This is a genomic window from Burkholderia sp. AU30280 (genome assembly GCF_020420125.1).
GTDB lineage: Bacteria > Pseudomonadota > Gammaproteobacteria > Burkholderiales > Burkholderiaceae > Burkholderia.
Window position 1 is genome coordinate 585179 of record NZ_JAIZRY010000003.1, and the last position, 15054, is coordinate 600232.

Genomic DNA, 15054 nt, shown 5'->3' on the forward strand with positions numbered 1-15054 from the left:
TTTAACAATCTTAAAGACTTGTTAACCTATAAAATAATTTCTGACGGACTTCCCTCGGAGCCGTCAGATTCGTGCCTTCAAAAACCGTCGAACCGATCGGGTTCGGCGGTTTCTTTTTTAACGGCATTATTTCGTCAGACATTAGGGCGGGACAATCCCGATAGCGGGATTCGGCGCGACGGTGTGCGCCGCGCGAAAAATCGGGCCTTATGCGGCCGATGCGCCGATCAGATTCGCGAGCAGTGCGTCGTATTCGGAAACGAGCGCCGGATTCGCCGACGTATAGCGGCCGAGGATCTCGCGCTGGCGCCGCGTGTACGCTTCCCAGTCGTCATCGTGCGTATGCAGCGCGCGCAGCAGCGCATCGGCGCCCTGCTGCACGTCGTTGTCCGGATAGTAGTAGCCGAGATCGGGCGCGAGGCTCGCGTTGTGCACGAGCGGATAGCCCTGCCAGCACACGTCGAAATAGAAATAGTTGAGCGGGTTCGACCATTGGTGCGACACGACGATATCGGTCAGGTCGGCCAGGAACAGCGGCGTATCGAAGCGTCCGACGAAGCTCGCCTTGCCTGCGCGCACAATGTCGAGGTAGTTCATCAGCATCACGAACTCGGGGCTGTCGTGCGCGAGACGGTCGGCGTTCGTCACGTGCGTGAAGCAGATCGCGTCGGGATCGCGGCGATACGCTTCGTCGATGATCAGCATCGGATACACGCAGAACTTCACCACGTCGTGGTTCGGCTCCATCACCGTCAGACGCTTGCCGGGCTCGCTGCGCGGCCGGTACTCGCCGCGCTCGGGCAGCGGCTGCGCGCGCGCACTCAGGAACATCGGATCCCACACGAACGGCACGACGCGCCCCGGGCAGCGGCGCAGCGACTGCAGGAACGGCAGCGACGAGGGCGCGATCTGCGGAATCGCCCACACCTCGTCGTAGCCGCGGTTGATGAACAGCGAATCCCATAGCCGGCGGCCGAACAGCATCGACTCCATCACGTTGATGTACTCGACGCCGCAGCAGTAGCTGACGAGCTTCGCGCCGCGCGCCTTCAGGTAGGCCGTTTGCTCCGCGTTGACCTGGCCGCCGAGCTCGATCAGCACGTCGAGGGAATCCTTCATGTCGTCGAACGTGCGCGTGTCGAATACGCTGCGATCCCACGGCAACGCATCGGTGAGCGGCACATCGGTGGTGTTGACCAGCGTCACGCGGTAGCCGTGCGGCGACGCCATCAGCAGCTTCGCGAGAAACAGCGCGTTCTGCTTGATGCCGTTGATCCACAGGCTTTCGTCGGGCGCACGCAGTCCGATCGTGATACCGATGCGCAGGCCGTTCAGGACAGGAGACGTCATCGTCGGCGGGATGGGAGGTTGGATGGAAGTGGAATGAAGCAGTGTAGCGCGCGAAGCGCCGCCCGCGTCAAGCGGCGGCGCACGTCGGCGGCAATCGGGCATTCTAGCGGACCGCCGGCCCGGACACTGTCATGGATTGTTCGCCCGCACCGGCTGCATCGAAGTGAGAGATCACCTGCCACCCATAGTCGCCACCGCGCGAGAGATACCGCTACATCACGCCGGCCGGTTGCGTGGTGACGAGACGCGAAATCAATCCGGTATCGGGGCGCACAGAGCGGCCAAGCTCGGCGAACGACACATCGGCCTGCGTATCGAAGAACGGATAGCGGCCGCTCGTCGCCGCGTTGAAGGGCGCGGCAACGCTGGCCCGCCATGCGTCGTTCAGGCGCGCCGCGGCCGGATCCAACCAGCCGGCGCGGCGCGCTTGCCGTCAGATCGCCGTCATCGTCGGCGCCACGGCGGCCGGATCGGTGATGCTGGCCTTGCCGGTTTCGACATGCCCCGCGATGCGGCGCATCCAGCCCGCGTTCCCCGCGACCGTGAACTGCAGGTCGTACCAGTGGCTGCTGCACGACAAATCCCAGTGCGCTTCGATACGCTGCCCCGGCGGAATCGTCAGCGTGCGCGCGGCCCCGCCGTACGCGACATCGATCGCCGTGACCGTGAGCGCGCTGGTGCCGGCATTGGCGAGCGTCACGTAGATGTCGCCGTTGGCGACGTCATAGCACGGCGTGATTTCCGGCTTCGCAGCCGCATCCGCGGCGGCGGCCCCCGCGAAGCGCCGGAAATAGCCGTTCGGGCCCCAGACGCTCACCAGGTAGTTGCCGTTCGCGTCGAGCGTCCACGTATCGGTCAGTTGCTTGCCCGCTTCGACCGTGTAGCGGCGCGGCATCGCGGTGGCGTCGCCCGTATAAACCCAGAAGTGCGCGCCTTGCGTGCCGGTATTCGCGAACGTCAGTGCGTAGCCTTGCGCCCCGAGCTGGCCGGTGACGTGCAATTCGTACGGCAGTGCACGAGCCGGCCGCGTGCCGGGTTCCTGCGCCGTCACGACCTGCTGCGCGGTGCTGGCCGGCGCGGTCTGCGACGACGCCCGCGAGCATTGCAGGTCCGCTTGCGCGACATACGCCTGCGTGCTCGGCAAGGTCGGCACCGTGGCATCCGATTTCGAGAAGTCGAGCGCCGACGTCAGGTCGCCGCAGATCGCGCGGCGCCACGGCGAGATGTTCGTTTCCATCACGCCGAAACGCTTCTCGATGAATTGCAGCACCGACGTGTGATCGAAGACCTGCGAGCAGACGAAGCCACCCTTCGACCACGGCGAGACGACGAACATCGGCACGCGCGGGCCGAGACCGTACGGCAGGTTGTCGGCGGTATACGTGCCGGTCTGCGTCTTGGTCACGACGTTGTGCCGCTCGAGCGACACGTCGACGGTGCTCAGGCCGGAGCCCGGCAGCGTCGGCGCCTGCGGCGGCACGACATGGTCGAAGAAGCCGTCGTTCTCGTCGTACATGACGAGCAGGACGGTCTTGCTCCACACGTCCGGATTGGACGTCAGTGCATCGAGGATGTTCGACAGGTAATAAGCGCCGTACAGCGGCGTGAACTTCGGATGTTCCGAATACGCGGCGGGCGGCAGCAGCCACGATACCTGCGGCAGCGCGTTCGCCTGCACGTCGGCTTTCAATTGCGTGATCGAGCGCGTGCTCATCCCGCGTGTCTGCAGCGACGAACCGGCCGGCGCATTCACGAAGTTCTCGAAGCACGCCAGCATGTTCGTGCCGTAGTTGCCGGTGAAGTTGTCGAACCCGGTACCCTGCTGGTAGATCTGCCACGAGATGCCGGCCTGTTCGAGCCGCTCCGGGTAGGTCTTCCAGCTGAAGGGCGGCAACTGGATCTTGTCGAACTGGTTGTCAATGTAGTCGGTGTTGTCGAGCAGCGGGCCGCCGCCCGTGCCGAGCGGATCGACCATGCCCGTCATCAGGTACATGCGGTTCGGATGCGTGTTGCCCGGAATCGAGCAGAAGTAGTTGTCGCACACCGTGAACGCATCCGCGAGCGCGTAATGGAACGGGATGTCGTCGCGGACGTGATAGCCCATCGTCATGTTGGACTTCTGCACCGCCCATTGATCCGCGCGGCCGTTGTCGATCGCGCCGTGCGTCGTCGCCCACGTATGCGGCAGGCCGCCGATGCACTGCGCGTTGACGCCCGGGTTGGTCGTGTCGTAGCGGAACGGCGCGATCACGCTCGTCTTGTCCTCCTGCCGCGGCTGGAACCACACCGGCTTGCCGTTCGGCAGCGTGACAGGGAAGCGGTCGTTATAGCCGCGCACGCCGCTCAGGTGACCGAGGTAGTGGTCGAACGAGCGGTTTTCCTGCATGAACACGACGATGTGCTGAACATCCTGGATCGTGCCCGTCACGGTATTCGGCTCGATCGCCAGCGCCTTGCGGATCGATTCGGGAAGCAGTGCGGTGGCGGCGGTCGCGCCGGCGAGGCCGGCCGAGAACTTCAGAAAATCGCGTCGCGAATGGGTGGCCATGCTGGTTGCTCTTGATTGGATTTCTGGTGGGAACGACCGGAATCAGGAAGCGGGCGAGGAGGCAGGTGCGGTGAAACCGGGCGGGCAGTGCATCTGCGCGGTGGCGACCAGGCCGCCGCCGCATGCGGCCTTCTGCTGCGCGACGGGTGCGGCGGGTGCGGTCAGGTCGTCGTTGCAGGCGCCGAGGAGTGCTGTCAGCGCGATCAGGCCAGCGACCGCGACGGGCCGTAGGGCCGAGTTTCGCATAACGTCTCTCCGTGGATGTGAGGACGCGACACGGCCGTGCAGCCGCGCCGGTCATATCGACGCCGGGATACTAATTATGGTTTGTTACACGACAGTGTCGTGCGTAGGCGGAGCAGAGAGAGGGTGCCGGCGAGGCCAGAGCCGGGTCACGTCGAAACATCCGGACCGTTCCGCCGGGCGGATGGCTTTATCGTGCGCGGCAACAAGGTAACGTCCCCATCTGTGTGGGTACCGCCGCACGACGGAAACGACAAAAAACAAAAGGCGCCAAGCGGCGCCTTTTCAATCAAACATCACGACGGACCAGACGAAGAAGGTACACTGCAATCGATCGTGACCGTTGCCGACGCTTCAGCCGCCGGCATGGAACCGATAGATGAAGTCAAAGAGCTAATCGCCGTCAATCTGCCGATCTGCCCCGTCAGACACTGGACGCTCACGGTTTTGGCATCGATTGGCGTCATGGTGATATTTTCGCCTCGCCAGATAAAGTTATACGTTCTTACCGAATTATTCTGAGGCACTGCATTCCCGGTAGCCGTACACGTTCCACCTGACGGAGACGTACACTGAAGCACGATCGTCGACCCAGTAGATTGGGCATTGACACTGACACTGGCACCGACCAAAGAAAATCCGGCAAGCGCAAAAGCGAGGAATTTCATATCATCCCTTTCTAAAGAGTCAATCGAGAGAAAAGTGTCCCGATACCCCTCCGGGAAAATAAAGCATACTTCAGGCACCCATCACCATCAACGTCTGCTCCGACGCAATATTATCAACGCCTGCTTTTCAATCCCCGAAACGGTTTTCCCATGCACTCCCGGAATACCACCGCACAATGCCGGTGAGCCGCCGCCGCTTTCATTCAGTCATGTTGGTTAGTCAAGGGGCTAGATAATTTCGCACCTTGCCCAAAAACTGCGCACACCGAATGAAATATCGACGCCGAACAGCGCAGTACCATACCGTCGCGCGCCGGCGCCGCCGGTTCGACAGATCGGAGGCAACTGGTGCGACCTTCAGCCTTCAGCCATCCTCAGCAACTGCGCACCGTCCGTAACCTGATCGCCGACGCCGTACAGCACTTCCGCGACGACGCCCGCGCCCGGCGCGCCGATCGTGTGCTCCATCTTCATTGCTTCCATCACGATCAGCGGCGTGCCGGCTTCGACCTTCTGGCCGGGCTCGACCAGCACCGCGATCACCTTGCCGGGCATCGGCGCGGTGAGGCGGCCACCGCCCTGCTCCGCGTCGCCCGCGTGCGCGAGCAGGTTGCGCCATTCGAACGTCTCCGCCGTGCCCTGCGTGAACACGTGGAAGGTGTCACCGTCCGCATACACGCGGCCGCTGCTGCGCACGCCGCCGAGCGTCACGTCGAAATCGAGCGGCGTGACGCCACGCGTCCACGCGAACGGTTGCGCGGCTGCGCCGCCGGTCGCGAGGCGCGCAACCGCACCGTCGTCCTCGTAGGTGACCGTCACGTCCGCTTCGCGCTCGGCCGCATGCCATTCGAGCGTGCGGCGATAGCCGCCATTCAGTCGCCAGTTGGGCAGCGCGTCCCACGGCGACGAACCCTGCGCGGCCGCGCCGCGCTCGCGTGCGAGCAGCGCCGCGCAGGCGAGCGCGAGCGTCGCGCGCGGCGGCTCTTGCGGCGCGAACAGCGCGTCGTGGTTGCGCTCGATCAGGCCCGTATCGAGATCGGCCGCCGCGAACGGTTCGCACGCAACGATCCGCTGCAGGAACGCGGCGTTCGTGTGCAGGCCGACCACTTCACATGCGCGCAGCGCGCGCAGCATCAGGCTCAGCGCTTCCGCACGGTCCGCGCCATGGACGATCAGCTTCGCGATCATCGGATCGTAGAACGGCGTGATCGCATCGCCTTCGCGCACGCCGCTGTCGACGCGCACCGATGCACCGATTGCGAACTCGACGCCTGCCGGCAACCGCAGGTGCTTCAGCGTGCCCGTCGACGGCAGGAAGCCGCGCGCCGGGTTCTCCGCATAGAGACGCGCCTCGAGCGCGTGGCCCTGCACGTGTAGTTCGTCCTGCTTCAGCGGCAGCGGCTCGCCGGATGCGACGCGCAGTTGCCATTCGACGAGATCGAGCCCCGTGACCATCTCGGTGACCGGATGCTCGACCTGCAGCCGCGTGTTCATTTCCATGAAGTAGAACGCGTCGCCCGTCATGATGAATTCGACGGTGCCCGCGCCGACATAGCCGACCGCACGCGCGGCCGCGACGGCCGCTTCGCCCATCGCGCGGCGCACGTCGTCGTGCAGGCCCGGCGCCGGCGCTTCCTCGAGCACCTTCTGGTGACGGCGCTGCACCGAGCAGTCGCGGTCGAACAGGTACACCGTATTGCCGTGCGTGTCGCCGAACACCTGCACCTCGACGTGGCGCGGACGTGTCAGGTATTTCTCGATCAGCACGCGATCGTTGCCGAAACTGCTCGCGGCTTCGCGCTGGCACGACGCGAGCGCCGCCGGGAAATCGTCGGAGCGCTCGACCACGCGCATGCCCTTGCCGCCGCCACCCGCGCTGGCCTTCAGCAGCACCGGGTAGCCGATCGCGTCGGCTTCGCGATGCAGGTTGGCGGCGTCTTGGTCGTCGCCGTGATAGCCGGGCACGAGCGGCACGGCGGCCGCGTGCATCAGCGCCTTCGCGGCGGCCTTCGAACCCATCGCCGCGATCGCGTCGACCGGCGGCCCGATGAAGACGATGCCGGCCGCTTCGCACGCATGCGCGAAATCTTCGTTCTCCGACAGGAAGCCGTAGCCGGGATGGATCGCCTGCGCGCCGGTGGCGCGCGCCGCTTCGATGATGCGCTCGATGCGCAGGTAGCTGTCGGCCGCGGCCGAGCCGCCGATGTGCACGGCTTCGTCGCACGCGGCCACGTGTTTCGCGTTCGCGTCCGCGTCGGAATAGACGGCGACGCTCGCAATCCCGAGACGTTTGCACGTCGCGGCGACGCGGCACGCGATTTCGCCTCGGTTGGCGATCAGAATCTTGTCGAACATGGCTTCGGTGTCGTCCGGATAGAGTGGGTCACGCGCGCTACGCAATCATTCACGCCACGACGGCGTGCGCTTTTCGAGGAAGGACGCAATCCCTTCGCGCGCTTCCGCGCCGGCGCGGGTGCGCGCGATCCAGTCGGCGGTCTGCTCGATCAGCGTCGCGTCGAGCGGGCGGCCCGCCACGTCGGCGACGAGCCGCTTGCACGCCTTCACCGCGTCGGGGCCGTTCGCGACGAGCGTCGCGGCCAGCTTCGCGACCGTCTCGTCGAGCGCATCGGCCGGCACCGCGTCGTGAATGAAACCGAGCGACGCCGCACGCGCGCTGTCGAACACCTCGGCCGTCGTGAAGTAGCGGCGCGCCGCGCGCTCGCCCATCGCACGCATGACGTACGGCGCGATCGTCGCGGGAATCAGCCCGAGTCGCGCTTCCGACAGGCAGAACTTCACGCCGTCGGCGGCAATCGCGATGTCGGCCGCCGCCACCAGGCCCACGCCGCCCGCGTATGCATCGCCATGCACGCGTGCGATCACCGGCTTGCCGCAGCGATGGATCGCCTCGAGCATCCGCGCGAGCTTGCGCGCATCGGCACGGTTCTCGTCGTCCGAGTAACCGGCCATCTTCTTCATCCAGTTCAGGTCCGCACCCGCGCAGAACGCCGCCCCTTCCGCGGCGAGCACGATCGCGCGCACGCCTTCGTGCGCGTCGAGCCATTCGAACGCGGTGGTGAGCTCGGCGATCGTCGTCTCGTTGAACGCGTTGCGCACGTCGGGACGCGCGAGCGTGACGGTCGCCACGCGACCGGCTTCACTGACCTTGATCGTTTCGTATCGCATCGTTCAGCCCTCCCGGCCGTTACATGCGGAACACGCCGAAGCGCGTCTCGTCGATCGGCGCGTTCATCGACGCGGCGAGGCCGAGCCCGAGCACGTCACGCGTCTGCGCGGGGTCGATCACGCCGTCGTCCCACAGCCGCGCGCTCGCGTAATACGGATGGCCCTGGCGCTCGTACTGGTCGCGGATCGGCTGCTTGAACGCATCCTCTTCCTCGGCGGACCACGAACCGCCCTTCGCCTCGATGCCGTCGCGGCGCACCGTCGCGAGCACCGAAGCGGCCTGCTCGCCGCCCATTACCGAGATCCGCGCGTTCGGCCACATCCACAGGAAGCGCGGGCCGAATGCGCGGCCGCACATCCCGTAGTTGCCGGCGCCGAACGAGCCGCCGATGATCACCGTGAACTTCGGCACCTTCGCATTCGACACGGCCGTCACCATCTTCGCGCCGTGCCGCGCGATGCCTTCGTTCTCGTACTTGCGCCCGACCATGAAGCCCGTGATGTTCTGCAGGAACACGAGCGGAATCTTGCGCTGGCAGCACAGCTCGATGAAATGCGCGCCCTTCACGGCCGACTCGGAGAACAGGATGCCGTTGTTCGCGACGATCCCGACCGGGTGGCCCCAGATGTGCGCGAAGCCCGTGACGAGCGTCGTGCCGAAGCGCGCCTTGAATTCGTCGAACTCGGAATCGTCGACGATGCGTGCGATCACCTCGCGCACGTCGAACGGCTTGCGCGTATCGACCGGGATCACGCCGTACAGGCTCTTTGCGTCGTAGCGCGGCGGCTTCGGCTCGCGCAGCGCCACCGGCGGCGCGATCTTCGGTGCGAGGTGATCGACGATGGTGCGTGCGATCGACAGCGCATGCGCGTCGTTCTGCGCGAGATGGTCGGCCACGCCCGACAGCCGCGTATGCACGTCGCCGCCGCCGAGATCCTCGGCGCTCACTTCCTCGCCGGTCGCGGCCTTCACGAGCGGCGGGCCGCCGAGGAAAATCGTGCCCTGCTCCTTCACGATGATCGACTCGTCGCTCATCGCCGGCACGTACGCGCCGCCCGCCGTGCACGAACCCATCACGACGGCGATCTGCGCGATTCCCGCGGCGGACATCGTCGCCTGGTTGAAGAAGATGCGACCGAAGTGGTCGCGATCGGGAAACACGTCGTCCTGGTTCGGCAGGTTCGCGCCGCCCGAATCGACGAGGTACACGCACGGCAGCCGGTTCTCCGCGGCGATCTCCTGCGCGCGCACGTGCTTCTTCACGGTAACCGGATAGTAGGTGCCGCCCTTGACCGTCGCGTCGTTGCACACGATCACGCATTCGCGGCCGGCGATCCGGCCGATCCCGGTGATGATGCCCGCGCCCGGTGCGTCGTCGTTGTACATGCCGTTCGCCGCGAGCTGCGAGAACTCGAGGAACGGCGCGCCCGGATCGAGCAGTTGGGCGATGCGCTCGCGCGGCAGCAGCTTGCCGCGCGACAGGTGCTTGTCGCGCGCGGCTTGCCCGCCGCCCTGCGCGAGCTGTTCGATCTTCGCGCGCAGGTCGGCGACGACCGCCTCGAGCGCGGCGGTATTCGCGCGGAAGTCTTCCGAGCGCGGGTTCAGTTTCGATTCGATGATCGGCATCGACGGGGCTCCGTTCGCGTGACGTGGGGCATTACATCGTTTCCGCGAACAGCTCGCGGCCGATCAGCATCCGGCGGATCTCGCTCGTGCCGGCGCCGATCTCGTACAGCTTTGCATCGCGCCACAGGCGCCCGACCGGGTATTCGTTGATGTAGCCGTTGCCGCCGAGGATCTGGATCGCCTCGCCGGCCATCCAGGTCGCCTTCTCGGCCGTGTAGAGAATCACGCCCGCGCAGTCCTTGCGCACCTGGCGGATGTGGTCGCTGCCCGCCGAATCGAGGTGGCGGCCGACCGCATACAGGTACGCGCGGCACGCCTGGAACGTGGTGTACATGTCGGCGACCTTGCCCTGGATCAGCTGGAATTCGCCGATCGCCTGGCCGAACTGCTTGCGGTCGTGGATATACGGCACCACCGCGTCGAGGCACGCGGCCATGATGCCCGTCGGGCCGCCCGACAGCACGGCGCGCTCGTAGTCGAGGCCGCTCATCAGCACCTTCACGCCGCCGTTGAGCTGGCCGAGGATGTTCTCCTCCGGCACCTCGACGTCCTGGAACACCAGCTCGCCCGTGTGCGAGCCGCGCATGCCGAGCTTGTCGAGCTTCTGCGCGACCGAGAAGCCCTTCATCCCCTTCTCGACGATGAACGCGGTGATGCCGCGCGGGCCGGCTTCGAGGTCGGTCTTCGCGTAGACCACCAGCGTGTCGCAATCGGGGCCGTTGGTGATCCACATCTTCGTGCCGTTCAGCACGTAGCGATCGCCGCGCTTGTCGGCGCGCAGCTTCATGCTGACGACGTCGGAGCCGGCGTTCGGCTCGCTCATCGCGAGCGCGCCGATGTGTTCGCCCGACACGAGCTTCGGCAGGTATTTCTGTTTCTGCGCCTCGGTGCCGTTGCGGTGGATCTGGTTCACGCACAGGTTCGAGTGCGCGCCGTACGACAGGCCGATCGACGCCGATGCGCGCGAGATCTCTTCCATCGCGACCATATGCGCGGTGTAGCCCATGTTCGCGCCGCCGTATTCCTCGGCCACCGTCATGCCGAGCACGCCGAGATCGCCGAACTTCTTCCACAGATCCATCGGAAACTGGTCGGTGCGGTCGACCTCCGCCGCGCGCGGCGTGATTTCCTTCGCCGCGAACGTCGCGACGGCGTCGCGCAGCATCTCGATGTCTTCACCGAGCATGAATTGCACACCGGGCAGGTTGATCATGTCTCCTCCGTCTCCAGAAAGTGTGTGGCACCCACCGATTTCTGAGTTTCGCTCAAATCGAATGAATGCTCAGATTCATTGACCAATACAGCGTAAATTTTGCACAGTTTCGCGCCTCGCCGGGTTGGGCGTCAATAGTTTTTTGAGTGACACTCAGATATCATGCCGAGATGACAGCCGCTACCGCCGACACCATGACCGCCACCGTCAAAGCCGACCGCGCCGACACGTCGCGCGCGCCCGCCGGGCGCAAATCCCAGCAACGCGTGCAGGACATTCTGCGCGCCGGCCGGGAAGTGTTCGCCGAAAAAGGTTACGAGCATGCGACGGCCGCCGAGATCGCGCAGCGCGTGGGCGTCTCGGAGGCGACGGTGTTCAGCTATTTCCGCGGCAAGCGCGAGCTGTGCGCGCGCGTCATCGCGGATTGGTACGACGAAAACATTGCCGCGTTCGAGCACGGGATGCCGCAGGACGCGTCGGTGCAGCAGCAGTTCGCGTTCATCGTGCGCACCCACCTGCGGCTGATGCTGGTGAACGGCACGGGCCTGTGCGCGCTGGTGCTGTCGGAAGGCCGCGCGAAGCAGCATGCGCTGAGCGACGAGCTCACCGCGCTGCAGCGCCGCTACACCGCGCCGCTGATGGACGTGCTCGCGCGCGGCCAGGCAGCCGGGCAGGTGCGCACCGACCTGCCGCTGAGCCTGCTGCGTTCGATGGTGTTCGGGCCGATCGAGCACGTGCTGTGGGATGCGATCCTCGGGCACCGCAAGCTCGATACGGAAACGACGGCCACGCAGCTCGTCGACATGCTGTGGGCCGCCGTGCAGCCGCCGGCGCCGGAACAGGCGGCGCTGGTGCGCTTCAGGAACGACGTGGCGGAAGCCGTGCGGCGGCTGGAAGGCGACAGCACGCGCGGGTGACGCGCGGCGGCCGGATGGCGGCACCGCGGCACGATGGCCGCGGCGCGCCGGTCAGTTCGATCAGTTGGCGAGGCGGCAGTGCGCCAGCTTCAGTCCCGGCAGGACGGGCGCGTCGATATAGCCTTCGTTCACGCAGCTGAAGCGGAACGCGGCCGACGTGACGAACGGCTTGATCTCGCCGCCGGGGAATTTCGGCTTCAGCGCATCCTGGTCGGCCACGTCGAAATGCGTGTCGAACTGCTCGCCGTCGGCCGTCAGCGCGCCGAAATAGGTGCCGCCCGGGTCGCTGCCCATCCGGATCACGGCGCCGACGAACACCAGGCGCTTGCCGTCGTACTTCGTCTTCGCGGCGGCCATGTCCTGCGTATAGGCCTCGATGACGGCGCCGTAACGCGCGTCGATCGCGGGGTCGGTGTCCGACGCGGCGCTGGCGGTCTGGTGAACGCCCGCCAGCAGCGTGCACGCCGCCAGCGCAGCCGCCGCGAACGGCGCGGAAATCTTCTTCATGGGTGGTCTCTCCCGTCTAGCGTGGTGGTTGAATGGATTGAAGCCCGGCGCTTGCGCCGGACGAATGCGCTTCCGTTGCTTTAGTCGTTCGAATGGCGGAACACGGCTGCGATCACTTCACCACCCGCATGGTCATGTGCGGTGCGCAGCGTCGCGCTGAACGCGACGTGACTGGAAGATGACATGGTGCGGCCCCCGGCTCTCTCATTGAATTTCACTGCGTCTGATTTTGGTCGCTACGGTAGCAGACGGCCAACGGCCCGGCAACCAGGGCCCGCGTGCCGCCGATCATTTCATTACAATTGCAAATGATTCTCATTACATATACTATTCACCCCCTGGTCGCGGTGGAACGCCGCGGCCCGCGCCACGATCCTTAGCACTCCATCCTGCATCGATTCATGCCACCCCGACGAACGCCCCACCGCGCCCGGACCCTGCGTCCGTGGCGCACGAGCCTGCCTGCCCTGATCACCCTGTGCGTCGCGAGCGGCACGCATGCGTCCGCCGCCGAACCCGCCGCCTCGGCCTCCGCTTCCACGCCCTCGACGCCGGCCGCGCGCGCACTCCCGGCCATCAGCGTCAGCGCATCGGCAACCGCCGATCCAACGGTCGGCTATCAGCCGCGCACCACGAGCATCGCGGGCGGCGACAACCGTTCGATCAAGGAGATTCCGCAATCGGTCGCGGTGGTCAGCAGCAGCGTGATGCAGGACCAGCAGGCGCGCTCGCTCGACGACGTGCTCGGCAACATCAGCGGCATCACCCAGACCAACACGCTCGGCGGCACGCGCGACGCGTTCATCAAGCGCGGCTTCGGGTCGAACAACGACGGCTCCGTGCTCGTCGACGGCGTGCGCACGCCGGTGCTGCACAGCTATCTTGCGACGATCGACCGCGTCGAAGTGCTGAAGGGCCCGGCATCGCTGCTCTACGGGATGCAGGATCCGGGCGGCGTGATCAACCTCGTCACGCGCAAGCCGGAAGACACGTTCGGCGGCTCGGTCTCGGCCTCGCGCACGAGCCATGGCGGCAGCAGCGCGACGTTCGACCTCACGGGCCCGCTCGGCAAGCCGGGGCAGGTCGCGGGCGGCACGCTCGCGTTCCGGCTGACCGGCCAATACGACACGAGCCGCTACTGGCGCAGCTTCGGCCGCCAGCGCGATGCACTGATCGCGCCCGCGCTGTCGTGGCACGACGCGAACACGTCGGTCGACGTCAGCTACCAGTATGTCGACTACACGACGCCGTTCGATCGCGGCACCGTGCTCGTGAACGGCCAGCTCGACGACGCGCTGCGCTATCGCCGCTACGAGGAAGCGTGGTCGCAAAGCACCGGCATCCAGGAAACGCTGCGCGCGCGCATCGAGCACCGCTTCTCCGACGCGTGGCGCGTGCGCGCGACCTACGGCTGGGGCCGCGACCGCTACGCTCAATACATTACCCGCGCCACCGCGTTCAACGGCACGACCGGCGCACTTGCGCGCTCGTCCGATGCGAATCTCGGGCGCAACGATTCCGACCAGATCGCGACGCTCGGCCTGCTCGGCAACGTGACGCTCGCCGGGATGAACCACGCGATCTACTTCGGCGGCGAATACGAGCGCCAGCGCAGCTTCCGCGGCGACACGATCCGCGGCAAGGCGACCAAGGGCTTCAACCTTTACGATCCCGTGTACGACCTGCTCACGCCGGGCGGCACGCCCAACCCGAAGCAAAGCGATTCGCGCTCGGTGGTGCACGCGTATTCGCTGGTCGTGCAGGACTCGGTGAAGCTCACCGACCGGCTCACCGCGGTGGGCGGACTACGCTGGGAAAACTGGCAGCAGGAATCGGGGATGGGCCGACCGTTCGTGTTCGCCGACCGCTCGCGCGGCAACGTATGGCTCCCGCAGTTCGGGCTCGCGTATGCGCTCACGCCGGCGCTGACCGCCTACGCGAACGTGAGCCGCTCGTTCAAGCCGAACGTCGCCACGAACGTCGCGGCACCGCTCGCGCCGGAATACGGCCGCGTGCTCGAGGCCGGGCTGAAGTTCAGCCTGAAGCCGGCGATCACCGGCACGCTCGCGGTCTACCAGATCGACAAGCGCAACGTCGCGGTCACGGTCAACGATCTGACGTCGACGATCGGCACCGCGCGCTCGCGCGGGATCGAGCTCGACGTCGCGGGGCAGATCACGCGCCATCTGAGCGTGATCGGCAGCTACGCTTATACGAATGCGAACGATCGCGACAGCAACACACCGCTCGTCAACGTCGCGCGCCACACGGGCAGCCTCTTCGCGGTGTACGACACGGCGATCGCGAACCTGCCCGGCCGCTGGCGCTTCGGCGGCGGCGCACGTCTCGTCGGTGCACGCCCGGGCGACACCGCGAACAGCTTCACGCTGCCCGGCTACGTGACCGTCGACGCATTCGCCGCCTACGAAACGACGATCGGCAAGTTCCCGACGCGCTTCCAGCTCAACGTGAAGAACCTGCTCGACAAGACCTACTACCCGTCGAGCAACAACAACCTGATCGTCGCGGTCGGCGAGCCACGGCTCGTCACGCTGACGACGACGGTGTCGTTCTGACGCCCTGATGTTCTGATGCGCTGATGCGTGCGTGGGCTTGCCGGCAAGCGGCAGCCCATGCGCAAACCCGCATCAGTGGCCGCGCTCCACGCTCCACCGCTCCCCTCTCCTAAGCGCAGCGTCCCGGCCACTTCACGATCGCTCGATCGCGGCAAACGCACACGCGTTGCGTCGAACAACAACGCGACGACGAAACACCGCCCGACCATCCGGCGAACC

At 66.1% G+C, this 15054-nt stretch carries 12 protein-coding genes; 3 read left to right on the forward strand and 9 right to left on the reverse strand.

Going from position 1 to position 15054, the window contains the following annotated elements:
- Positions 1-207 precede the first annotated feature (207 nt).
- The 4 genes from LGN17_RS10050 to LGN17_RS10065 all read right to left on the reverse strand — a co-directional run bounded on the left by LGN17_RS10050 (position 208) and on the right by LGN17_RS10065 (position 4144).
- Positions 208-1350 (reverse strand): DUF2827 domain-containing protein, encoded by a 1143-nt coding sequence (locus LGN17_RS10050; RefSeq protein ID WP_226196353.1) that lies wholly within the window; start codon positions 1348-1350, stop codon positions 208-210.
- A 211-nt stretch (positions 1351-1561) separates the two neighbouring features.
- Positions 1562-1759, reverse strand: coding sequence for a hypothetical protein (locus LGN17_RS10055; RefSeq protein WP_226196356.1), 198 nt, complete (start codon positions 1757-1759; stop codon positions 1562-1564).
- Between the two features lie 24 nt (positions 1760-1783).
- On the reverse strand, positions 1784-3898 hold the full coding sequence (locus LGN17_RS10060) for a phosphocholine-specific phospholipase C (RefSeq protein WP_226196369.1): 2115 nt from the start codon (positions 3896-3898) through the stop codon (positions 1784-1786).
- Positions 3899-3940: 42 nt separating this feature from the next.
- Positions 3941-4144 carry a hypothetical protein gene (locus LGN17_RS10065; RefSeq protein ID WP_226196371.1) on the reverse strand — a complete coding sequence of 68 codons (204 nt, stop codon included), beginning with the start codon at positions 4142-4144 and terminating at the stop codon, positions 3941-3943.
- Between the two features lie 192 nt (positions 4145-4336).
- On the opposite strand from LGN17_RS10065, the gene LGN17_RS10070 reads away from it, so the two are divergent.
- A complete protein-coding gene (locus tag LGN17_RS10070) occupies positions 4337-4663 on the forward strand; it encodes a hypothetical protein (protein ID WP_226196374.1) in 327 nt (108 codons plus the stop codon).
- A gap of 503 nt (positions 4664-5166) precedes the next feature.
- On the opposite strand, the gene LGN17_RS10075 is transcribed toward LGN17_RS10070, so the two are convergent.
- From LGN17_RS10075 to LGN17_RS10090, 4 genes are read right to left on the reverse strand one after another with little or no spacing between them, the layout of a single operon-like run.
- Complete coding sequence (locus LGN17_RS10075; protein WP_226196376.1) at positions 5167-7164, reverse strand: acetyl/propionyl/methylcrotonyl-CoA carboxylase subunit alpha; 1998 nt, start codon at positions 7162-7164, stop codon at positions 5167-5169.
- Positions 7165-7209: 45 nt separating this feature from the next.
- Complete coding sequence (locus LGN17_RS10080; RefSeq protein WP_226196378.1) at positions 7210-7995, reverse strand: enoyl-CoA hydratase/isomerase family protein; 786 nt, start codon at positions 7993-7995, stop codon at positions 7210-7212.
- A gap of 19 nt (positions 7996-8014) precedes the next feature.
- On the reverse strand, positions 8015-9622 hold the full coding sequence (locus LGN17_RS10085) for a carboxyl transferase domain-containing protein (RefSeq protein ID WP_226196380.1): 1608 nt from the start codon (positions 9620-9622) through the stop codon (positions 8015-8017).
- A gap of 31 nt (positions 9623-9653) precedes the next feature.
- Complete coding sequence (locus LGN17_RS10090; RefSeq protein WP_021163017.1) at positions 9654-10835, reverse strand: isovaleryl-CoA dehydrogenase; 1182 nt, start codon at positions 10833-10835, stop codon at positions 9654-9656.
- Positions 10836-11005: 170 nt separating this feature from the next.
- On the opposite strand from LGN17_RS10090, the gene LGN17_RS10095 reads away from it, so the two are divergent.
- Positions 11006-11752 (forward strand): TetR/AcrR family transcriptional regulator, encoded by a 747-nt coding sequence (locus LGN17_RS10095; RefSeq protein ID WP_226196382.1) that lies wholly within the window; start codon positions 11006-11008, stop codon positions 11750-11752.
- Positions 11753-11812: 60 nt separating this feature from the next.
- Here LGN17_RS10095 and LGN17_RS10100 read toward each other — a convergent pair whose 3' ends face one another.
- A complete protein-coding gene (locus LGN17_RS10100) occupies positions 11813-12259 on the reverse strand; it encodes a hypothetical protein (RefSeq protein ID WP_226196384.1) in 447 nt (148 codons plus the stop codon).
- A gap of 401 nt (positions 12260-12660) precedes the next feature.
- On the opposite strand from LGN17_RS10100, the gene LGN17_RS10105 reads away from it, so the two are divergent.
- Complete coding sequence (locus LGN17_RS10105; protein WP_226196386.1) at positions 12661-14835, forward strand: TonB-dependent siderophore receptor; 2175 nt, start codon at positions 12661-12663, stop codon at positions 14833-14835.
- Positions 14836-15054: the final 219 nt, after the last annotated feature.